Source organism: Methylocystis sp. B8, from assembly GCF_005771425.1.
GTDB lineage: Bacteria > Pseudomonadota > Alphaproteobacteria > Rhizobiales > Beijerinckiaceae > Methylocystis.
The window spans coordinates 153221-172430 of the sequence record NZ_VBTZ01000004.1; the positions used below are offsets into that span (position 1 = coordinate 153221).

The window sequence follows — 19210 nt, forward strand, 5'->3', positions numbered from 1 at the left end:
GAACCTCGTCTTTTAAGGATTTCCGTAACGATAGGTGATGTCGCGGGTCAGCCTTGAGGCCTCCGCCAGATAGCGGGTGATCGCGGTCTGTGCGTTCGGCGTACAGGAGCGATAGGTCAGCTCATAGCCGCGAAAACCCCGGTTGAATGAGGCCATGAGCTTTTCGCGACGCGAGCCGCGAGGCGCGTCGGCGTCGAGCAGCGCGGCCATTTTGCCGCGCCATTCGTCGCCATCCCCCGCGCCGCAGAGGTCGCGCAAAAAGGAGAGCGCCCCCAGAACCTCCGAAAGCCGCGTGATTTGCGGCTCGTAGGGGGGCGGCGGCCCTTCGGGCGCGCCGGGCGCGGAAGGACCCCCAGAGCCGGGCGAAGCCTGATTCGCCGGCTTTTCCGGCTGAGCGCTCTGCTTTTTTCGAGCCGGCGCACGCTGCCACTCGGGCGCGCGCCGCGCACGGTGCGGGTAGTATCCTCCGCCGCCGAAGAGAAAATCGAAGGGGTCCTGCGCGGCGGCGTCGGCCGAAAAGAGCGCCAAGGCTGTAGCCGCTGCGAGCGCCGCTGTCGCGCGCTTTGATTGCGCCATCATGGGTAGAGCCGCTCCTTTCGCCAATCTTCGCCGGGCCTCCCCCGGTAAAAGCGGACGCGGTCGTGAAGCCGGAACGGACGATCCGACCAGAATTCCATTGCGATCGGCTCAATTCGAAAGCCGCGCCAATAGGGCGGCCGGGGAATGGCGCCCACGGCATATTTGGCTGCAAAGACGGCGACCGATTTTTCGAGCGCGAAGCGGCTCTCCAGCGGACGAGATTGCTGGCTCGCCCAGGCGCCGATGCGGGAATCACGCGGCCGGCTGGCGAAATACTCATCGGCTTCGACGTCGCTGACTGCGGCCACGGGCCCGCGCAGACGCACTTGACGACGAAGCGACTTCCAGTGAAAGAGTCCCGCCGCCTGCATATTGGCCTCGAGTTGACGTCCCTTGGCGCTCTCGGCGTTGGTGTAAAAGACGAAGCCCTCGGGCGTCCAACCTTTCAGGAGCACCATACGCGCGTCAGGCAGGCAATTGGCGTCGGCCGTCGCCAGGACCATCGCCTCGGGGTCGTTCGGCTCCTTGAGTTTCGCTTCCTCGAACCATTGCCCGAACAGCGCGAAAGGCTCCGCGGCTTCGACAAAGTCACTCGGCGTTAACGCGTTCAAGCGAATATCCTTTCTCAAGCCGAGTCAAAGGTCGGCGCCTCAAAGGTGGCCTGTTGCGATCCCAGTGCGTCAGACATAACGCCGCTTGCGTCTTTGCTCAAATTCCGCGCGGCGTGAACTTAATCGTCTCGATGGCGGCCGCCGGCTGCCTTGCCGGATGTTCGATCGCCGTCCCCATGGCGTCTGAGCCGTCCCGGATGTGGAATAGCGAGCGCACAGCGTCCGATGTTACGGGGGCGATTCCGAAATCTCCGCCGAAACTGTCGCGCGCGCTCGATGCGGAAGACATTCGCCGCGCGATCGCCGCCATGAGCACCGCGCTTGATCCGCAAGGCAGCGGCGCGAGCGTCAATTGGGACAATCCGCAGACGGGGGCCAAGGGGTCCTTCACGCCGGTCGGCGCGCCCTATCCGCTGGAGGGCAGAATCTGCCGCGCCTTCCATGCCGACATCGCCGTGAACGAAACTCAGGAAAGTCTTCAGGGCGCAGCCTGCCGCGAAAAAACCGCCGAATGGGCGCTCACCGACGTGAAGCCGATAAAGAAGGGGTGAGATGTCAGCGCCCTTCGGCAGACGACTCGTCGTAACGACGATCGCTGTGATCCTTGCCGTTCCGGCGTTCTTTATCGCCATGCGCGCGATCACGGCTTGGCGGCAGGGCTACGCCTGGGCGGAAATGGATTGGGACGACAAGGGCTATACGTCTCTTACGGATTTCCTGCGCTCCGTCGACGTCGGCAAGCGGCCGGTCGACGTCAACGGCCAATCCTGCAACGAATATTTCCTCTATCGAGAAGGCATGACGGTGAAGGTCGTCTGTCCGCGAGGACGAAACTAAAGCAACACGCCCGGGTTGAGGATGCCGTTCGGGTCGAGCGCCGACTTGATGGCCCGCATGGCGTCGAGCGCGACGGGATCTTTCGTCTGGCGCAAGAGGTCACGTTTCAACCGGCCGATTCCATGTTCCGCGGAAATCGAGCCGTCCAATTCGCGCACGACGCCATGCACGATGGCGTTGACCTCGGCCCAATGCGCGAGGAACTCCGCCTTATCTGCGCCAATGGGCTGCGAGACGTTATAATGGATGTTGCCGTCGCCCATATGGCCGAAGGGGACAGGCCGCGCCTGAGGGAAAGCGGCGGCGAGCCGTCGTCCCGCTTCCTCGATGAAATGCGGAATTTCGTTCACCGGCACGGCGACGTCGTGTTTGATCGAGCCGCCCTCGCGCTTTTGCGCCTCCGACATGCTCTCGCGCAGCTTCCACAACGCCTGCGCCTGGTCCAGCGATTGGGCGAGCGTCGCGTCTTGCGCCAGGCCGGCGTCGAGAGCGACGGCCAGAGTTTCGGCCGCCACGCGCTCGGCTTCGCCATCCGCGAAGCCAGCCAGTTCGATAAGCGCATACCAGTCGTGGGGCTGCGCCAAAGGGTCGCGCGTTCCGGAAATGTGACGCAGGACGAGCTCCAGCCCCACTCGAGACGCGACCTCGAAGGCGTTGAGCATCGGGCCCGCGCGTCCCTTGACGAAGTTGAGCAGTCTCAGCGCCTGGGCCGGATCGCGCAGGCCGAGAAAAGCGACAGCGTGCGACCTCGGGCGCGGAAAAAGCTTCAGCGTCGCGGCGGTGATGACGCCGAGCGTCCCCTCGGAGCCAACGAAGAGCCGCGTCAGATCGTAGCCGGTATTGTCCTTGCGCAGCGCGCCGAGCGCCGAGAGCAGCCGCCCATCGGCGAGCGCGACTTCGACGCCCAGCACAAGGTCGCGCATCGACCCATAGGCGAGGACATGGACGCCGCCGGCGTTCGTCGCGAGATTGCCCCCGATGGTGCAGGTCCCTTCCGACGCCAGCGAAAGCGGGAAATAGCGGTCAGCGCTCAGCGCCGCTTCCTGCGCCTGCGCCAGCGTCACGCCGGCCTCGACGGTCATCGCGTCGGCGGTCGCGTCGACGGCGCGAATTTGATTGAGCCTTTCCAGCGAAAGGATGATCGACGAACCGCTGGGATCGGGGGTCTGCCCGCCGACAAGTCCGGTGTTGCCGCCTTGAGGGATGACGGGCGTCCCGGTTTCATTGCAAATGGCGAGAACTTCTGCGACGTCGCGCGCGCTTCTTGGCTTTAGAACGCAGAGCGCGCGGCCATGGTAGAGGTCGCGGGGCTCCCCCAGATAGGGGGACATCGCCGTCGCATCGGTTACGACGGCCGTCTCGCCGACAATGGCCGCGAGACGAGAAAGCAGAAGAGGCGCGTCAGACCGATTGGCTGTCACAGTCAGTAAGATGCGCCCTTTTTATCGCGCTGTCCTCAGCGATAACGACGGCGGCGATTATCTTTGCAGCGGGCGTAGACATGAGCGCGCATGGCGACTGGCGCGCTCGCGAGGACGACACTGCACAATGTTGCGGCGATAAGCGCATTCATCATGACGTTCTCCTTCCAGATCACGGAAATCATTCGACTTCCGGCTACGCTGGACCACTCGCAAATCCTATGCCTGATTTGGGCGATCCGGCAACTCCATTGAGCGGGGAGCCGTCGTTTCTTGACCCTCCTGTGACATTCTCGGCACAGAATCATTACGCAGGCGCCAATAATTTCATCCGAGCAGACGCCGTTTTGCGGATTTGCGTCCGCTCTCCTTCTCAAAAACCGCCACGATCTCGACGTGGGCCGCGTAGCGGAATTGGTCGAGAGGCGTAATCTCGCGGATGACGTACCCGCCTTTGAGCAAAATTGCGGCGTCGCGGGCGAAACTTTGTGCATGGCAGGAAACGGCGACGACGATCGGGACCTCTGACCGCGTGATTTCACCCGTCTGAGCGGCGGCGCCGGCGCGCGGCGGATCGAAGACGACTGCGTCGAAGCTGTTGAGTTCGCTGGCGCTCAAGGGTCGTGCGAAGAGATCGCGTTCGCTCCCTTCGAGCGTGCGCAGACCTTGAGTCGCCTGCGTGGCGGCGCTCAGCGCCTCGACGGCGGCGGCGTCCGAATCATAGGCCTTGATCTTGGCGCGCTGCGCCAGCCGAAGGGCGAAGGCCCCAACGCCGCAGAAAAGATCGGCGACGCTTTGCGCCTTCTCGGTCGCTTTCAGGACGCGCGCCGCGATTTCATCTTCGCCGGCCTGCGTCGCCTGCAGAAAGGCGCCGGGCGGAAGCGTGACCGTCGCCTCGCCGATTTTGATCTGCGTGGCGCGGCGCAGCGCGACGAGCCTGCCATGATTGGTCAAGCGCGCGAGATCATGCGCGTCAGCCGCGGCGATCAGCGCGGCGATTTCGGGTTCATCGAGCGGCCCGGCGCCGCCCAGCTCTACGTCCAGGCCGCTGAGCGTCGCCGTGACGGCGATATCGAGCGGCTTGCCGCGCGTTGCGAGAGCGGCGGCAATGGCGCGCGCAGCGGGGAGCGCGCGGGCAAGTTCCGGCGCCAGCAAGGGACAGGCGTCAATCTCAACAATTCGATGCGAGCGCGCTGCCATGAAGCCGACGCGCGTCTTTCCCGACTCAAATCGCGCGTGGAAGGTGACACGGCGCCGGCCGCCGCCATGCGCGTCGACAAGCGGCGCCACGTCACACTGAAGTCCCGCATTCAAGAGGGCCGTTTCGACGAGGCCGCGCTTGCATGCCGCATAGGCGTCGGTGCGAAGCGCCTGCACGGCGCAGCCGCCGCAGTCCTCAAAGTGCGGACAAATTGGCGCAATGCGCTGCGGCGACGCTTCGACGATATCGACGACTTGCGCATGGTCGCCATCGATCTGCGCGATGACGGTTTCGCCGGGAAGCGCGTATGGAATGAAGAGGCGCTTCCCGCCAAGCACCGCGACACCTTCGCCGCGATTGCCGAGCCGTTCGATATGCAAGCGCTCAACGCTCATGATCGCGCGGCGTGAATCAGGAATTCGCGATTGCCGTCGCCGCCTTCGATCGGCGAGGGTATGACGCCGCGAACGCGCCAGCCGAGAGCTTCGACTTCCTCTCTTACGCGGGCGCAGACCTGCGCGTGAATCTTCTCGTCGCGCACGATGCCTTTCTTCACCGCCCGGCGGCCGGCTTCGAACTGCGGCTTGATCAGCGCGATGAGATCGGCGCGCGGCCCGGCGAGCGAAAGCACCCGCGGCAGCAGGACGCTAAGCGAAATGAAGCTCGCATCGATCACGATCAGGCTCGGCGGCTCAGTAAGATGCGCGGCAGTGAGCGCGCGCGCATCCTGCCCTTCAAGCAATGTCACGCGTCGATCTGCCAGCAGTCTTTCATGCAATTGTCCGTGACCGACGTCGACGGCGACGACATGGCGCACACCGCGTGTCAGCAGAACATCGGTGAAGCCGCCTGTCGAGGCGCCAACGTCCAGGCAGTAGCGTCCTTCAGGAGCGACGCCGAAACGATCGAGCGCATGCGCAAGCTTCACGCCGCCGCGCGAGACCCAAAGATATGCCGCGCGTGCGACGATATTTGCGTCGGCATCGATCGGCTCCGAGGGCTTTCTAACGATGCGGCCGTCGACGCTCACAAGGCCGGCTTCGATCGCCTCGCGCGCCTTGGCGCGGCTCTCGAAAAGCCCTCGTGCGTGCAGCGTCGTATCGGCGCGGGTCGCCGCCATCGTCATTCTCCCGTCTGCAGCAAAGTGCCGGCGCGCCGCGCGCTTTGCAGCAACAAGCCGAACGCGCCCGATGCGGCGGCGAACAGAAACACGTCGATGGCGAGGCCTTGCGCGAGCAAATCCCAGCGGATGACGTGGTCGATCAATACGCCGCGCAAACCTTCGAACACATAGGTCGGCGGCAGCATCCAGGAGAACGGCTGCAGCCAATTCGGCAGCGTCGTCACCGGATAATAGACGGCGCCGAGCGGCTGCACGAAGAACATCAGCGACCAGACGAGATTTTCCGCGCCAAGTCCAAAACGGAGCAGAATGCCGGAGACGAATAGGCCAACGCTCCAGGCGAAAAACATCAGCACGACGAAGAAGGCGGCGAAAGCGATCCCGAGCGCCCAGAGATTGAAGCCGAAGAACAGAATCGCCATGATCGTCACGGGAAGAACGCCGACGGCGAGCCGAATAAGGCTCATCGTGACAAGCGCGCCGACGAATTCAACAGGCCGAAGCGGACTCATCAAAATATTCGGCAGATTGCGCGACCACATTTCCTCGATGAAGGAGAAGCAGAAGCCTTGTTGGCCGCGCAGCAGAATGTCCCACAGAAGAATGGCGCCGATGAGCGTGCCGGCGGCCTGCGCCGCGCCGCCCGGCGCAGCGAGCGCGCCGGCGCGCACGAGATAGGTCTGCAAGAATCCCCAGGTGAGCAGCTGGATTGCGGGCCAATAGATGATGTCGAGCACGCGCGTGCGAGAGGCGCGCAGAAGATAGGCGTAACGTAGCACCATCGCGCCGACGCGCTTGAAGGAGAAATTCATGCGGCCGTTCCGTTGAGGCGGCCGCGGGCGACGTCGAGAAACACTTCTTCGAGCGTGTCCCGGCCGTAGCGCGAGAGGAGATTTACGGGCGAATCGTCGTCGACGAGCGTTCCGTCTTTCAGCATCAACACGCGGTCGCACAGACGCTCGACCTCGCCCATATTGTGCGAGGCAAGCAGGATGGCGCAATTATGCGTGCGCCGATGCGTTTCCAGTCGCGCGCGCACCCAGTCCGCCGTGTCCGGATCGAGCGAGGCCGTAGGTTCGTCGAGCAGCAACAGCTGCGGGTCGTTGATCAGCGATTTGGCGATGGCGACGCGAGTCTTCTGGCCTGCGGACAAACGGCCCGTCTGCCGGTCGAGGAAGTCGTCAAGCGCGAGATCTTTCGAAAGCCGCTTGATCTTTTCGTCAAGATCTTTGACGTCGTAAAGCATCCCGAAGACGCGCAGGTTCTGCCGCACGGTGAGGCGATGCGGCATGTCGACATAGGGGCTTTCGAAATTCATGCGGCCGAGCGCGCCGTAGCGCTCGCGCGACATGTCGTAGCCGAAGGCGCGGATCAAACCTTCCGTCGGCTCGATCAGCCCCATCACCATGCCGATGGTGGTCGTCTTGCCGGCGCCATTGCCGCCGAGGAGGCCCGTGACGGAGCCGGGGTCGAGCGAGAAATCGAGCGGGCCGACCACTCTGCGATTATCGTAACTTTTCGAAAGGCCGGAGACGGAAAGCGTCGGCGCTGGCGCGACTGCGGTTTGGGACATGGGCGTTATTAAGCCCCCCGCGGCCGGCCTCGCAAGGGCGTCACTTCTGGCAGCGCGGACAATAAAAGGTGGATCGGCCGGATTGGACGACTCGGGTAATTGTTCCCTTGCAGCCGGGAGTCGGGCAGGCTGCGCCTTCGCGATCATAGACGCGGAAACTATGCTGGAAATAGCCGAGCGAGCCGTCAATCTGGCGATGATCGCGCAGCGACGAGCCGCCCGCTTTCAGCGCATCCTTCAAAACATCCTTGATCGCCCGAGGCAGCCGCGCCAAAGCGGCGGAAGGCTTGCCGCTTTCCGTAACAAGGGACCTTGCGGCGCGCAGCGGCGATATGCGCGCGCGATAAAGCGCCTCGCAGACATAGATATTGCCGAGGCCGGCGATGAGACGCTGGTCGAGCAGAAGCGCCTTGACCGGCGCAGCGCGCCCGCGAAAGGCGCGCGCAAGGAACGCTCCGTCGAGCGCATCGCTTAAAGGTTCGACGCCGAGGTCGCGAAAAAGCTTGTCCCCATCGATCCCATGCGTGGGAATGAGCAGCATGTAACCGAAGCGGCGCGGATCGTTGTAGATGACGCGCTTCCCGTGAGAGAGATGGAAGATGACGTGATCATGCGCGGCGTTCTTGTCGCGCTTGTGGTGGGTTGCGCCTGGCGTCTCTTCATCGATGCGGAATGAGCCGCTCATGCCGAGATGCATGATGAGCGAATCGCTGTCATCAAGATCGGCCATGAGATATTTTGCGCGACGGCGAAGATCGAGAACGCGTCTGCCCTGAAGACGAGATGCGAAGCGCTCGGGAAAAGGAAAGCGCAGATTATGGCGGCGGAGCTCGACGCGCTCGATCGTCGCGCCGACGAGCGCCGGGGCCAATCCCCGCCGCACCGTTTCGACTTCGGGCAGTTCAGGCATAAATCTAGGTTAATCCCGTCAGGAGCCTGCGCGCCCCACGGCGGCGCGGGCGTAGCCACCGGCTCGGCGACAGGCTATACCGTCCCCTTCCTTCCTCGTCACCCGAGCGCCTGATGATTGATCGAAGTTCCGACCGAGAGGGCTCGACCCATTTCGGCTATTCCGAGGTTCCCTTAAGCGAGAAGCAGGGCCTCGTCGACGACGTCTTTCATAAGGTCGCGCGGCGCTATGACATCATGAACGACCTCATGTCGGGCGGCATGCACCGGCTGTGGAAGGACACTTTCGCCGCCAAGGTCAATGCGCGCGGGCGCAGTGGTTTTCGTCATCTCGACGTTGCCGGCGGCACGGGCGACGTCGCCTTCCGGATCGCGGCCAGCGCGGCGCATGACGCGGAAATCGTCGTGCTCGACATCAATGGCGACATGCTCGAAGTCGGCCGCGACCGCGCGCGCGAGCGCGGGCTTTCCGGCGTCGAGTTCGTGCAGGCCAACGCCGAATCGCTGCCATTTCCTGATGCGCATTTCGACAGCTACACGGTCGCTTTCGGCATTCGCAACGTGCCGCGCATCGACGTCGCGCTTGCGGAAGCCTATCGCGTTCTGAAACCCGGCGGCCGCTTCCTCTGCCTTGAGTTTTCGCAAGTCGCCGTCCCGGGATTGGACAAGCTTTATGAAGCCTATTCGTTCAATGTCATTCCGACGATCGGCAAATTCGTCGCTGGAGACTCGGAGCCTTACCGCTATCTTGTCGAATCGATCCGCAAATTCCCGAGCGCGGAAGAATTCGAACGCATGATCCGCAGGGCGGGCTTTCGCCGCACGGGCTATGAGCGGCTGACCGGCGGCGTGGTGGCGATTCATTCCGGCTGGAAGAGCTGATCTTTAAAGAGCGCGGCTCGCGAAAAGTGGAACCCGGTTTTTCGCGCAAAGCGCGCTCTAATTTTTTGGAATTGATCACGTCTGCATTTGGGCGCTTCTGCTCAAATGCAGCGTGATCTAAAGAGCGGCGGCATTCGTGATTTTAGGCGTCGGTCACTTCTATCGTCTGGCGCGCGCCGGCTACATCATGGCGCGCGAAGGCGTCTTTGCGCTTCTTGATCCCGCGCTCCTGCCGCCGGCGGCGGCGCCGCTCGTGCGCTTCGCCAATCTCTTCGCCGGCGGCAAGCGCGACGGCGCGGGCAAGGCGCTCGTGCGTGCTTTGGCGCAGATCGGCCCCTCCTATGTGAAGCTCGGGCAGTTCCTGGCGACGCGTCCAGACATCGTCGGCGGCGAGATCGCCGACGCGCTCACCGCGCTGCAAGATCGGATGGAGCCCTTCGGTTACGACAAGGCCGTCGCCATCGTCGAAAAAGCGCTTGGCCGAAGCATAGACGAGCTCTTTGTCTCCTTTGGCGAGCCTGTCGCCGCGGCGTCCGTCGCGCAGGTGCATGTCGCAGAGGCGCAGTCTAGGGAGGGCGTGCGTAAGGTCGCAGTGAAAGTGCTGCGGCCGGGAATAGAACATCAATTCGCAGTGGATCTGCGCGACATGTATCGGATCGCGCGGCTTGCCGAGCGCTATTCCTCGGAAGCGCGACGACTGCGCATGATCGAGGTCGTTGATACGCTGGCGCGCACGGTGAGGCTCGAAACCGACTTCCGTCTCGAGGCGGCGGCGGCATCCGAATTCGCCGACAATGTCGCCGGCGATCCCGAGATTCATGTTCCCCGCGTCGACTGGAGCCGCACCGATCGTGAAGTGCTGACGCTCGAATGGATCGATGGCATCCCTTTGTCGGACATCGAGCGTGTCGCAGCCGAGGGCCATGACCTGAAGGCGATCGGCCGCAACGTGCTGCAGTCCTTTCTGCGCCACGCCATGCGCGACGGTTTCTTCCATGCCGACATGCATCAGGGCAATCTCTTCGTCGACAAGAAGGGAAGGCTCGTCGCCATCGACTTCGGCATTATGGGCCGCCTCGGTTTGAAGGAGCGCCGTTTCCTCGCCGAGATCCTCTACGGCTTCATCGTTCGCGACTATAAGCGCGTCGCTGAGGTTCACTTCGAGGCGGGCTATGTCCCCGCGAGCCATTCGACCGAAGAGTTCGCGCAGGCGCTGCGCGCGATCGGCGAGCCGATGCATACGATCAGCGCCGCCGATATTTCGATGGCGCGGCTGTTGACCTTGCTCTTCGAAGTGACAGCGCTCTTCGACATGCGCACACGCACCGAACTGGTGCTCTTGCAAAAAACCATGGTCGTCGCCGAAGGCGTCGCCCGCACCTATGATCCGACGCTCGACATCTGGAAGACGTGCGATCCCGTCGTGCGCTCCTGGATCGAAGAGAACCTCGGCGTCAAGGCGAAGATCGAAGACGCGAGCAGAAGCGTCACGGAGCTCGCGAAGCTCGCGACGCGCCTTCCGCAGACATTGCAAGAAGCCGAAACCGCGATTCAGCGCGTGAGCGAAATGTCTGAGCGCGGCGTCGATCTTTCGCCGCATTCGATTGAGGCGCTCGCTGAGGCCCGCCGACGCTCGGACCGCTGGTTCCTGCTCGCGCTCGTCGCGCTATTCCTTCTCGCCGTTTGGCTGCTGCGCGGCTGAACTTCCTTCCGCCTTAGATCACAAAAGTTAGAGCGCGCTCTGCGCGAAAAACCGGATTCCACTTTTTCGCGAGCCGCGCTCTAAGGGATCGGCGTGATGCGCAGCGCTGTTCGAGGCCGGGGAATCTTGCCGTCGCGAATTCGCGGTTCGTTGCGCCACTCTTTCCCGAGCTTTGCGAGTTCCTCGCCGCGCTTCAGCATTTCGGCGATTTCCTGGGGCGTTTGCTTATATTCGGACGCCAGATCTGGATAGCGGGCGAGAAAATCGCGAAACGGCTCGGCGCCTTTCACACCGTCATAAGACTGGGCCACTTCATCGAGCGTTTGCTCGACGCGCGCCATGGCGACGAGAAAACGCCGCCAGCGATGCTCGTCGAGATTGAATTCTTCGAGGCGTTCGCCGGCTTGCCGGCCGAGATCGGCAAGGCGGCCAATCGTCGTCGCGTCCATCGCGATATTGAGGCCGCCTTCCTCGCCTTTAAGGCCGATATGCGCGATGCGCTCGCGATAGCCGGGCAGAACGCTCTGCAGATTATCCTGCCAATCCTTCGCCGAATCGACGAGCCGCAGAAAGAATGGGACGAGGCCTTCGAATGCGATGACGGGACGATTGATTCCTTCCCGCGCTTTTTTATTCAGCCAGACGCGGTCGTCGGGGCCGCCGCTGCTGCGCTTCTCGTCGTAGACGTCGAGCGATATGGCGAAGGTCGGATGATTGGGCAAGAGCCGATCGAAGAAATGGATCGGGAAATTGCTGGAGAGCCCGCCGTCGCTGAACAGGCAGCGCCGCAGCCGCTGCTGGTCGCCTTTTTCTCGGTAGAGAAAATCCCGCCGCCAGAGCGGCACGGCGCTGATGAGGCCGGGAAAGCTCAAGCTCATGCGCGCGGCGACGACAACCGGCAATTTGTCCCTGTCGGGGAAGCGGAAGAATTCGCCCTTTTCCCCCTGCGTCGTCTCGAACGGTCGGCAGACGCGCGCAAGATAGTCGATAACGGGCGCTGGAAAGAGCTTTCGCCATTCGCCGAGTTCGAAGACGAATCCATAGGTTTCGCCGTCGCCTGAGCCCGAGTCGCTGTCGAGCGGCAGCGTATAGGGACGCATTTCCATCAGGCTCGTCGTCATCATCAGAAGCCTGATTTCATGACGGCGGCCGTCGGGCTTTTCGAGATCGCCGAAAGTGAGCGGCGCGTTTTCCTTGCGGCCCGCCGTCTCTTCGATAAGGCGCGCGAGCCAATCCGTGAAGCCTTCGCCCTCGCCACCCGGCTGGGTTATGCCGGGGCAAAGGCCGTAATCATTGGCGGGAAGCTCGATGGCGAGCGCGCGATATATCCGCCACAGGATCGCGACGGCGACGCCGACGAGGCCGATGACGCCGCCGGCGAGGAACGCGGCCAATGGCCCGCAGCCGCTCGACGACATGAGGACAATTGCGGCGATTCCCGGAACCGCGCCGATCGCGACCGCGTTGGGATAGCCGGTTACGGCGGCGCGCATGGCACCTGTGATTCGTTGGCGCTTGGATTTCGCCTCCAGCGCAGCGACGAAAATATCAAACAACGGCCGCAAGGCGGGCGTCGGCTGAAACAAGCGCCGCAAATTCGGACCGATCTCGTTCGGCACTTCTTCGAGCCGCGCGAAGCCGCCCGTTTCGCTGAAGCGGCCATATTCTGCAGCGGCGGCCGCCGAAGCCGCCATCGCCCCGGCCGATGTGCCGCCGATATTGGCGAATCTATATTGCTTCGCGAGCGTGACGAGCGCCAGCGGATAGACGACGCCGCTGGTGATCCCGCCCTTCATGACGATGTCGCAGACTTTATCCGGATGCTCGAAGGCGTTTTCCTTGGAATTCACGTGAGAATCCTCCTTCAAATAGGGAGGCGATAAATTATGCGGCTATGAATGATTGAAGACGCGCGCGCCTCATTGTTCATGGCGCGCGCGATTTTTCCGTTCGAGCCTTTGGGCTAAGGCTTCGGCTATCTCCTACTTCACCCCGACCAGCTCCACGTCGAAGATCAGCCAGGCGTTCGGCGGAATGACTCCGCCCGCGCCGCGCGCGCCGTAACCGAGATCCGGCGGGATGACCAGCGTGCGCTTGCCGCCGACCTTCATGCCTTCGACGCCCTCGTCCCAGCCCTTGATCACCTGACCCTGGCCGAGCGGGAATTCGAACGGCTGGCCGCGATCGCGCGACGAGTCGAATTTCTTGCCCTTCTCGCCATTGTTGTAGAGCCAGCCGGTGTAATGCACGACGGCGGTCTGACCGACTTTGGCGGGCGCGCCGGTTCCGACCTTCGTGTCCTTGTACTGAAGGCCCGTCAGGCTCTTTGTCATCTGCTCTTCGGCGCGCGCATTGACAGTGATCGCGAGGCTCGCGACTGCGGCGAAGGCGGCAAGAAGTGTTTTGGAGACAAGGCGCATCTTTTGTTTCCTCCAGCTTTCAAGTTCCCTGCCCGATCCTCTTGGGTCGAGGAAGGCCGCGTTAATTCAGCACGCCATTGTCGCGGGCGAGCTGCAGCAAATCCTTCTGCGGCCGGGCGCCGACATGGGAGATGATCTCAGCGGCGGCGAGCGCGCCAAGCATGGCGCTACGTTCATGCGGCATGTCCTGCGTATAGCCCGCGAGAAAACCAGCGGCGAAAAGATCGCCGGCGCCGGTCGTGTCGACCACCTCTTCGACAGGAAAGGCGGGCGCCGCGACGGCGCTCGCGCCATTCGCCACGACACAGCCCTTTTCCGATCGCGTGACGACGCCGAGAAGTCCGTCTTCGGCGCGGAGCGCCGCCAGCGCCGTGTCGAAATCGCCAGTTTCATAGAGCGCGTGCAATTCGCTTTCATTGGCGAAAACGATGTCGACGACGCGATCGCGAATGAGCGAGAGGAATTCGCCGCGATAGCGATCGACGCAGAAACTATCGGAAAGTGTCAGCGCCACTTTGCGGCCGTTGGCGCGTGAGATCTTCGCCGCCTTGAGAAAAGCCTCCTTGGCGCCCGGCGGATCCCAAAGATAGCCCTCCATATAGAGAACCCTCGCGCGCGCGACCGTCTCCTCGTCGATGTCGTTTGGCGCAAGCGCCTGACAGGCGCCGAGATAAGTGTTCATCGTGCGCTGGCCGTCTGGCGTCACGAAAATCAGGCAGCGCGCGGTCGCGGCGCCGTCCACGGCGGCGGGCGTATCGAAGGCGACGCCGGCTTTTCGAATGTCATGCGCGAACTCGCGTCCTGCGTCATCTTCCTTCACCTTGCCGACGAATCCGGCGGCGCGCCCAAGGCTCGCGAGGCCCGCCATGGTGTTGGCGGCCGAGCCGCCGGAGATCACCATTGTCGGGCCCATACCGGCGTATAGCTCGGTGGCGCGCGCCGCATCGACAAGCGTCATCGATCCCTTGCGCAGGCCGGCCTGAAGCAGATCGTTGTCTTCGGCGCGCGCGATCGTGTCGACGATGGCGTTGCCGATGCCGAGCACGTCAATGGATGAGGTCATGCGAGTCGATAATCCGTTGAGGAAAGATTGTGCGCCTCTGCGGCGCCGGCGTGGTGTTTAACATTGCGGCGCGGGCCAGTCGATCACACGCGAAGCATCGGCATTCGCGAATAAGCGAGCGAAACGAACGCATTCGCTTCTATCGGCAAATCGGTGACAGAATCACTTCGATGACGATGACGTAGAACGACGCCGCCACGAAAGCCGGCACCGGGCGCAGCGAGACATGCCGGAAAAGGAAGGCGTACATAAACACCATCCAGATCAGAATAGGAAAGAGCAGAAAGCGCAGCAGCTTTTCGGTCGGCAGCGGCGGCGGCAGCGCAATGCCGAAGACGAGGTGCAGAATGATATAGGCGAGGGCCGCAAGGGCCCCCATGATGGCGAGCGCCGTCGCCGTGCGCTGAAACTTCGCGTCCTCCTTCAAAACGCGCAACAGGCCGTAAGTCGCGCCGTAAAGAATGCCAGCGCTCAGCGCTCCGTAGAGCAGGCTGCCGAGCACAGAATGATTGAACGCCTGGGCAATCGCCTGCAGCACAGCATAGGCGCCGAAGGCGCCCCACATCAGTTCGCGTGAGTCCGGCAGGGACAGTTGCGACGCTTCAAGCTTGATCATCTTGAGCACCGTCTGCGGCGTCTGCTCATTGAGAAGCGGAATATTGATCGGCATGGAGAGCGTTTCCGTTGTCGCGTGGAGAAGGCGAAAGCCCTGCCCGCAGTAGAAGCGAAAAGCCGTGCGGCTCAGCGCGCCGCAAAGGCGCGGGCCGGGCCGCACGACCAGTCGGCGCCTCTCTACCATGCTTTGGCGGAGCACGGAATGCGGCGATCGTGATGTTGCGATGCAACCCGGCCGATTATGGGAGACTTCGGCTCCAGTCTTCGCGCGCGATGACTTCGACGATGCGCCGCGCCGAGTCGCGCCAGGCGATGCACAAGACCTGGGCCGGGTCGGCGAAGCGGCGACCGTCGAGAAAATCGGCGATCGTCTCCGCCAGCGCCTTTGCGTCATTGACCCGAAAATAGAGCGCGCCGGCGCCGCCAACTTCGCGAAAGACGGGTATATCGCTGCAGATTGCTGGGCGGCCGCGCCGCGCAGCTTCAACGATCGGAAGCCCGAAGCCCTCCGCATAGGACGGGAAGATCAAAGCCGCCGCATGGTCATAAAGGAAGGAAAGCTCGTCGTCGTCGGCGTCGTCGAACCAAAAGAGCCGCCGGCCGAATTCGCTGTGCATGAGAATTTCGCTCACCACCGCTTCTTCAAACCAGCCGCGCCGGCCGACGACAATCAGCCGGACGTCACGCCCCTTCGCCCAGAGTTCTTCAAAAGCGCGGATCGCGACCCGTTGCCCCTTGCGCGGTTCGATCGTGCCGACGGCGAGGAACGCCGGCGCATCGCCTGCGACTGCCGCTCGCACCTTTTCTCGCGGCGCGGCGCCGGTGCGTAGCGCAAGGTCGGAGCCGCAATGAAACCAGCCGATCTTGAGGCCGGGACGATGCGGAAGCGCTTGCGCAGCGACATAGTCGGCGAGCTCGTCGGCGACTGTTCGCGAAATCGCCAAAAAGCTGTCGCTCTCGAGTAGCGCCTTGCGCAGCCAGGCGCGATAGCGCGGCACGGTCACTTCATGGCAGGCGTGCGGATACAGTTCGGGAATGAGATCGAAGATGCAGGTGACGATTTCGCCGCCCTCGTCACGAATCTTTGCAAAAATCGGCGCGAGCTCTTCGAAAGCGTTCCAGCTGTCTGAAAGCATCAGAAAACGGTCGCCGCCAGCGATCGAGATCTCTGAATCCGGCGTCGCGTCGCCGCCGACGAGCTCGGCGACGAAGCCATTAGCTGTCAACAGTCGGCCGTTCTCGCAGCGAACGGCCATGGCCGGCATATCGAAGCTTTCGCCGCTATAGAGGCCGCGCGTCACTTCCTTGACGACGCGCTGTATGCCGGTGCCGGCGTCGCGCTTGATCGTTCCCGTCACGTCGACCAGCAGCCGGCGACCGGGCAGCGGCGCGCCTCGAATCCTTGGAGCGGCGCCCTCGGCGGCCACTTGCTTCGGTGGCGCGGGCGGCGGCTGGCGAAAGCGCGCGGCGAAGGCATTAGCGGCGTCGGCGATGAACGCCTCGATCGGGCGAAGAAAGCGGTAGATATGGCCGGCGACGGAGTAGATCAGCCGATAGCGTTCATTGGTCAGATGCAGGAGTTCGGCGCGCAAATGATCGAGCTGGAATTCGAGCAGTCGGATACGTTCGCGGTCCTCTTCGCGCTCTCGATTTTGCCGCTCGCTCATAATCCTTCGCTCATGGCCGCTTGCTCACGTCCGCTCGCCTAAGCAGATTCCTCTGCGGCGTGCGTTTCGGTCGCTCGGGCGTCGTCGAGAAGCGCCTGCAGCATGCCGTCGATATCGTGGCGCGGGCGCCAGCCAGTCGCTTCGGTCAGCTTCGTCGCGTCGCAGGCGACGCTGGCGACGTCGCTTTCCGGGCGCAGTAGCGCCGGATCCACCTCGACTCCGAACTGCGCATCGGAGCGCGCGCGCATCCGCTCAAGCAGCGACGCCATCCGATGCGCTTTTCCTGAAGCGATGTTGAAGATCGACTCGGGCTGTGGCAGATCGCACGCTTTTTCGATTAGCCGCATATAAGCGTCGACGACGTCGCGCACGTCAAGAAAATCGCGCGCCTTGGAGAGATCGCCGACTTTGATGAGAGGCTCGACGCGTCCTGCTTCGATGGCGGCGATCTGCGCTGCAAACCAGGCGAGCGCAAAATTGCGATTGCGCTGGCCCGGTCCCGAATGATTGACGGGCCGCGCGACGATCAGTCGCCCTTCGGGCGCGCGAAGATCGGCGAGCGCGTGTTCCGCGGCGACCTTCGAACGACTGTAGGCGTCGACCGGCCGAACCGGCGCTTCTTCGCTCAAGACGCCGTCGCGAAAGCTTTCGCCATAGACCGACGCCGAGGAGGCGAAGAGAAAAACCGCCGCGGGGCAGTGACGGGCGGTCGCCGCGCCCAGAGCGAAGGTGCCGTGAAAATTCACCCGCCAAGTTGTCTCGCCTGCGTGGAGCGCACGGTTGATAGAAGATTGTCCCGCCAGATGGACAATGAGGTCTGGTCGCAACTTGGCGATCAGCGCGTCGATCGCCGCTTCATCCACGAGGTCGGCAGCGGCGGCTTCGAAGCCTTCATGGCCGCCGCGCTCGCCGGGACGCAGCAGCAGTGCGCGCGCGGCTTGAGGATAGGCTTTGGCCAAGGCCGCGCAGAGGTGGCCGCCGACGAAACCGGCGCCGCCTGTGACCAAGATGCGCTCGAAGGCGGCCATCGTGTGCGCTCTTTTCAGATTAGGCGGCCTCGCGCCGCAACCGCTCGAGGTCGGCGTCGACCATCTCGCAGATCATCTGGCGGAGATCAATTTCTGGCTTCCAGCCGAGCGCCCGTCGCGCCTTGCTGGAATCGCCGAGCAGGATATCCACTTCCGCCGGACGATAGAAGGCCGGGTCGATGACGACAAATTTCTCCATATCGAGGCCGGCGTGGTCGAAAGCGATGCGGCACATGTCGCGAACCGTGGTGGTGACCCCTGTGGCGACGACATAATCGTCGGCCTTCTCCTGCTGGAGCATCAGCCACATGGCGCGCACATAGTCTTTGGCGTGGCCCCAGTCGCGCTTGGCGTCAATGTTTCCGAGACGCAATTCCTTAGCGTAGCCGAGTTTGATTGCGGCAACGCCAGTTGTCACTTTGCGGGTCACGAACTCTACGCCACGCAGCGGGCTCTCATGATTGAAGAGAATGCCCGAGGAAGCGTGCAGGCCGAAGCTTTCCCGATAATTCACCGTGATCCAATGGCCATAGAGCTTCGCCACGGCGTAAGGGCTGCGGGGATAGAATGGCGTTTTCTCGCTTTGCATCGGCTCCTGGATGAGCCCGTACATTTCCGACGACGACGCCTGATAGAATCGCGCCTTCGGCGCGGCCAGCCGCATCGCCTCAAGCACATTGGTCACGCCGACGGCGGTGACGTTCGCGGTAAGGATGGGTTGGCGCCAAGAAGAGGCGACGTAGGATTGCGCCGCAAGATTGTAGATTTCGTCGGGCCGGACCTCTTCAACGGTGCGGAGCAGGCTTGAAAGATCCGCCAGATCGGCGTCGTGCAAATGCAGTTTGCCGCTGATGCCGAGCCAGCGCAGGCGATGATCTTCGACGCCCCGGTGCGACGAGCGACGCACGACGCCATGGACCTCATAGCCTTTGTCGAGCAGTAATTGAGAAAGATAAGCGCCGTCTTGTCCTGTAACGCCCGTCACTATCGCGCGCTTGCTCATCAATGGTCCTATTCAAAAATGGCCGAAGCCTATTGCGAAGGCGAAGCCTCCGCAGGGCATCCTTTGCCCAGGCCGTTTCGACGGCTGCACGAGGGCGCGCGCGATGGGAATTACAAAATCGGGGCGCCCGAAGCAAGAGCGTGGGGCAAAACAGGGCGCCCCGCCGAAGACGGCGGAAAACGACGCCGCGGCCTCTTACGACTTTTGATCGGGCGGCGGCAGCTTGCCTTCCGGCGTGGCTTTGTCGATAGCCTCGGGAAGATATTGGGCGAGAAGCGCTTTCGCTCTTTCGAGATCGACGCCCGCGTTCTTGGCCATTTCCTTTAGCTTGTCGGCGTTGATCACCTTGCTAATATCCATTTCGCTGATTTTTTCGTTCGGGCCGAGGCCGATCCAGGAATGGACCTGCTTGCCTAGTCCGGAGGTTTCGAAATTCTGGACGACGCCGTCGATGCCGCCCTGCTTCTCTACATAATCCTTAACAAGGCTCAGGGCTTCAGCGCCGATCACGCCGCCAGCGATCGCTTTCAGCCAGCTCATAGGCATTCTCCTCTCTTAAAAACGTTCCCTCTGCGC

The 19210-nt window shown here is 62.8% G+C and carries 21 protein-coding genes; 4 read left to right on the forward strand and 17 right to left on the reverse strand.

The window, feature by feature from the left end:
• Positions 1-12: 12 nt before the first annotated feature.
• Both FEV16_RS09405 and pdxH read right to left on the reverse strand, forming a co-directional pair.
• Positions 13-579, reverse strand: coding sequence for a TIGR02301 family protein (locus FEV16_RS09405; RefSeq protein WP_138167364.1), 567 nt, complete (start codon positions 577-579; stop codon positions 13-15).
• Positions 576-1190, reverse strand: coding sequence for a pyridoxamine 5'-phosphate oxidase (gene pdxH / locus FEV16_RS09410; RefSeq protein WP_138167365.1), 615 nt, complete (start codon positions 1188-1190; stop codon positions 576-578). Before pdxH ends, FEV16_RS09405 begins: the two co-directional genes overlap by 4 nt.
• Before the next feature lie 113 nt (positions 1191-1303).
• On the opposite strand from pdxH, the gene FEV16_RS09415 reads away from it, so the two are divergent.
• On the forward strand, positions 1304-1741 hold the full coding sequence (locus FEV16_RS09415) for an RT0821/Lpp0805 family surface protein (RefSeq protein ID WP_246657251.1): 438 nt from the start codon (positions 1304-1306) through the stop codon (positions 1739-1741).
• Position 1742: 1 nt separating this feature from the next.
• Positions 1743-2027 carry a hypothetical protein gene (locus FEV16_RS09420; protein WP_138167366.1) on the forward strand — a complete coding sequence of 95 codons (285 nt, stop codon included), beginning with the start codon at positions 1743-1745 and terminating at the stop codon, positions 2025-2027.
• Here the strand turns inward: FEV16_RS09420 and FEV16_RS09425 are convergent.
• From FEV16_RS09425 to mutM, 7 genes are all read right to left on the reverse strand, one after another.
• Positions 2024-3448, reverse strand: coding sequence for an FAD-binding oxidoreductase (locus tag FEV16_RS09425; protein ID WP_138167367.1), 1425 nt, complete (start codon positions 3446-3448; stop codon positions 2024-2026). The two genes, FEV16_RS09420 and FEV16_RS09425, sit on opposite strands and share 4 nt — an antisense overlap.
• A 35-nt stretch (positions 3449-3483) precedes the next feature.
• Positions 3484-3633, reverse strand: coding sequence for a hypothetical protein (locus FEV16_RS16900; RefSeq protein ID WP_171015181.1), 150 nt, complete (start codon positions 3631-3633; stop codon positions 3484-3486).
• Between the two features lie 142 nt (positions 3634-3775).
• Entirely contained in the window at positions 3776-5044 is a 1269-nt protein-coding gene (locus tag FEV16_RS09430; RefSeq protein ID WP_138167368.1) for a methyltransferase, read from the reverse strand.
• Positions 5041-5769 (reverse strand): TlyA family RNA methyltransferase, encoded by a 729-nt coding sequence (locus FEV16_RS09435; RefSeq protein ID WP_210234873.1) that lies wholly within the window; start codon positions 5767-5769, stop codon positions 5041-5043. Before FEV16_RS09435 ends, FEV16_RS09430 begins: the two co-directional genes overlap by 4 nt.
• A 2-nt stretch (positions 5770-5771) precedes the next feature.
• A complete protein-coding gene (locus FEV16_RS09440) occupies positions 5772-6584 on the reverse strand; it encodes an ABC transporter permease (RefSeq protein ID WP_138167370.1) in 813 nt (270 codons plus the stop codon).
• The gene (locus FEV16_RS09445) at positions 6581-7345 is read right to left on the reverse strand and encodes an ABC transporter ATP-binding protein (RefSeq protein WP_138167371.1); all 765 of its coding nucleotides are present in this window, start codon (positions 7343-7345) and stop codon (positions 6581-6583) included. The genes FEV16_RS09440 and FEV16_RS09445 overlap by 4 nt, the downstream gene beginning before the upstream one ends.
• A gap of 40 nt (positions 7346-7385) precedes the next feature.
• Positions 7386-8255 (reverse strand): bifunctional DNA-formamidopyrimidine glycosylase/DNA-(apurinic or apyrimidinic site) lyase, encoded by an 870-nt coding sequence (mutM, locus tag FEV16_RS09450; RefSeq protein ID WP_138167372.1) that lies wholly within the window; start codon positions 8253-8255, stop codon positions 7386-7388.
• Positions 8256-8365: 110 nt separating this feature from the next.
• Here mutM and ubiE point away from each other — a divergent pair, with 110 nt between their 5' ends.
• On the forward strand, positions 8366-9136 hold the full coding sequence (ubiE, locus tag FEV16_RS09455) for a bifunctional demethylmenaquinone methyltransferase/2-methoxy-6-polyprenyl-1,4-benzoquinol methylase UbiE (protein ID WP_171015186.1): 771 nt from the start codon (positions 8366-8368) through the stop codon (positions 9134-9136).
• 136 nt (positions 9137-9272) lie between these two features.
• Positions 9273-10838: a 2-polyprenylphenol 6-hydroxylase gene (ubiB, locus tag FEV16_RS09460; RefSeq protein WP_138167374.1), complete on the forward strand. Its 1566-nt coding sequence runs from the start codon at positions 9273-9275 to the stop codon at positions 10836-10838.
• Between the two features lie 80 nt (positions 10839-10918).
• Here ubiB and FEV16_RS09465 read toward each other — a convergent pair whose 3' ends face one another.
• The 8 genes from FEV16_RS09465 to FEV16_RS09500 all read right to left on the reverse strand — a co-directional run bounded on the left by FEV16_RS09465 (position 10919) and on the right by FEV16_RS09500 (position 19174).
• Positions 10919-12688 (reverse strand): patatin-like phospholipase family protein, encoded by a 1770-nt coding sequence (locus tag FEV16_RS09465; RefSeq protein WP_138167375.1) that lies wholly within the window; start codon positions 12686-12688, stop codon positions 10919-10921.
• A 132-nt stretch (positions 12689-12820) separates the two neighbouring features.
• Positions 12821-13258, reverse strand: a complete 438-nt coding sequence (locus tag FEV16_RS09470; protein ID WP_138167376.1) for an FKBP-type peptidyl-prolyl cis-trans isomerase — start codon at positions 13256-13258, stop codon at positions 12821-12823.
• A gap of 61 nt (positions 13259-13319) precedes the next feature.
• On the reverse strand, positions 13320-14321 hold the full coding sequence (locus tag FEV16_RS09475) for an adenosine kinase (RefSeq protein ID WP_138167377.1): 1002 nt from the start codon (positions 14319-14321) through the stop codon (positions 13320-13322).
• Positions 14322-14460: 139 nt separating this feature from the next.
• Positions 14461-14991 carry a hypothetical protein gene (locus FEV16_RS09480; protein WP_138167378.1) on the reverse strand — a complete coding sequence of 177 codons (531 nt, stop codon included), beginning with the start codon at positions 14989-14991 and terminating at the stop codon, positions 14461-14463.
• A gap of 184 nt (positions 14992-15175) precedes the next feature.
• Positions 15176-16603, reverse strand: coding sequence for a glycosyltransferase family 1 protein (locus FEV16_RS09485; protein WP_138167379.1), 1428 nt, complete (start codon positions 16601-16603; stop codon positions 15176-15178).
• Between the two features lie 38 nt (positions 16604-16641).
• A complete protein-coding gene (locus FEV16_RS09490; protein WP_138167380.1) occupies positions 16642-17631 on the reverse strand; it encodes a GDP-mannose 4,6-dehydratase in 990 nt (329 codons plus the stop codon).
• A gap of 19 nt (positions 17632-17650) precedes the next feature.
• Complete coding sequence (gmd, locus tag FEV16_RS09495) at positions 17651-18634, reverse strand: GDP-mannose 4,6-dehydratase (RefSeq protein ID WP_138167381.1); 984 nt, start codon at positions 18632-18634, stop codon at positions 17651-17653.
• Between the two features lie 195 nt (positions 18635-18829).
• Positions 18830-19174 carry a YidB family protein gene (locus FEV16_RS09500; RefSeq protein WP_138167382.1) on the reverse strand — a complete coding sequence of 115 codons (345 nt, stop codon included), beginning with the start codon at positions 19172-19174 and terminating at the stop codon, positions 18830-18832.
• Between the last annotated feature and the right edge of the window lie 36 nt (positions 19175-19210).

Bases quoted from the DNA above. Each gene is read 5' to 3' on its own strand.
- FEV16_RS09405 (WP_138167364.1), bottom strand. From the start codon at position 579: ATGATGGCGCAATCAAAGCGCGCGACAGCGGCGCTCGCAGCGGCTACA.
- mutM (WP_138167372.1), bottom strand. From the start codon at position 8,255: ATGCCTGAACTGCCCGAAGTCGAAACGGTGCGGCGGGGATTGGCCCCG.
- FEV16_RS09430 (WP_138167368.1), bottom strand. From the start codon at position 5,044: ATGAGCGTTGAGCGCTTGCATATCGAACGGCTCGGCAATCGCGGCGAA.
- FEV16_RS09440 (WP_138167370.1), bottom strand. From the start codon at position 6,584: ATGAATTTCTCCTTCAAGCGCGTCGGCGCGATGGTGCTACGTTACGCC.
- FEV16_RS16900 (WP_171015181.1), bottom strand. From the start codon at position 3,633: ATGATTTCCGTGATCTGGAAGGAGAACGTCATGATGAATGCGCTTATC.
- FEV16_RS09485 (WP_138167379.1), bottom strand. From the start codon at position 16,603: ATGAGCGAGCGGCAAAATCGAGAGCGCGAAGAGGACCGCGAACGTATC.
- FEV16_RS09420 (WP_138167366.1), top strand. From the start codon at position 1,743: ATGTCAGCGCCCTTCGGCAGACGACTCGTCGTAACGACGATCGCTGTG.
- gmd (WP_138167381.1), bottom strand. From the start codon at position 18,634: ATGAGCAAGCGCGCGATAGTGACGGGCGTTACAGGACAAGACGGCGCT.
- FEV16_RS09490 (WP_138167380.1), bottom strand. From the start codon at position 17,631: ATGGCCGCCTTCGAGCGCATCTTGGTCACAGGCGGCGCCGGTTTCGTC.
- FEV16_RS09445 (WP_138167371.1), bottom strand. From the start codon at position 7,345: ATGTCCCAAACCGCAGTCGCGCCAGCGCCGACGCTTTCCGTCTCCGGC.
- FEV16_RS09480 (WP_138167378.1), bottom strand. From the start codon at position 14,991: ATGCCGATCAATATTCCGCTTCTCAATGAGCAGACGCCGCAGACGGTG.
- FEV16_RS09500 (WP_138167382.1), bottom strand. From the start codon at position 19,174: ATGAGCTGGCTGAAAGCGATCGCTGGCGGCGTGATCGGCGCTGAAGCC.
- FEV16_RS09475 (WP_138167377.1), bottom strand. From the start codon at position 14,321: ATGACCTCATCCATTGACGTGCTCGGCATCGGCAACGCCATCGTCGAC.
- FEV16_RS09435 (WP_210234873.1), bottom strand. From the start codon at position 5,769: ATGGCGGCGACCCGCGCCGATACGACGCTGCACGCACGAGGGCTTTTC.
- FEV16_RS09470 (WP_138167376.1), bottom strand. From the start codon at position 13,258: ATGCGCCTTGTCTCCAAAACACTTCTTGCCGCCTTCGCCGCAGTCGCG.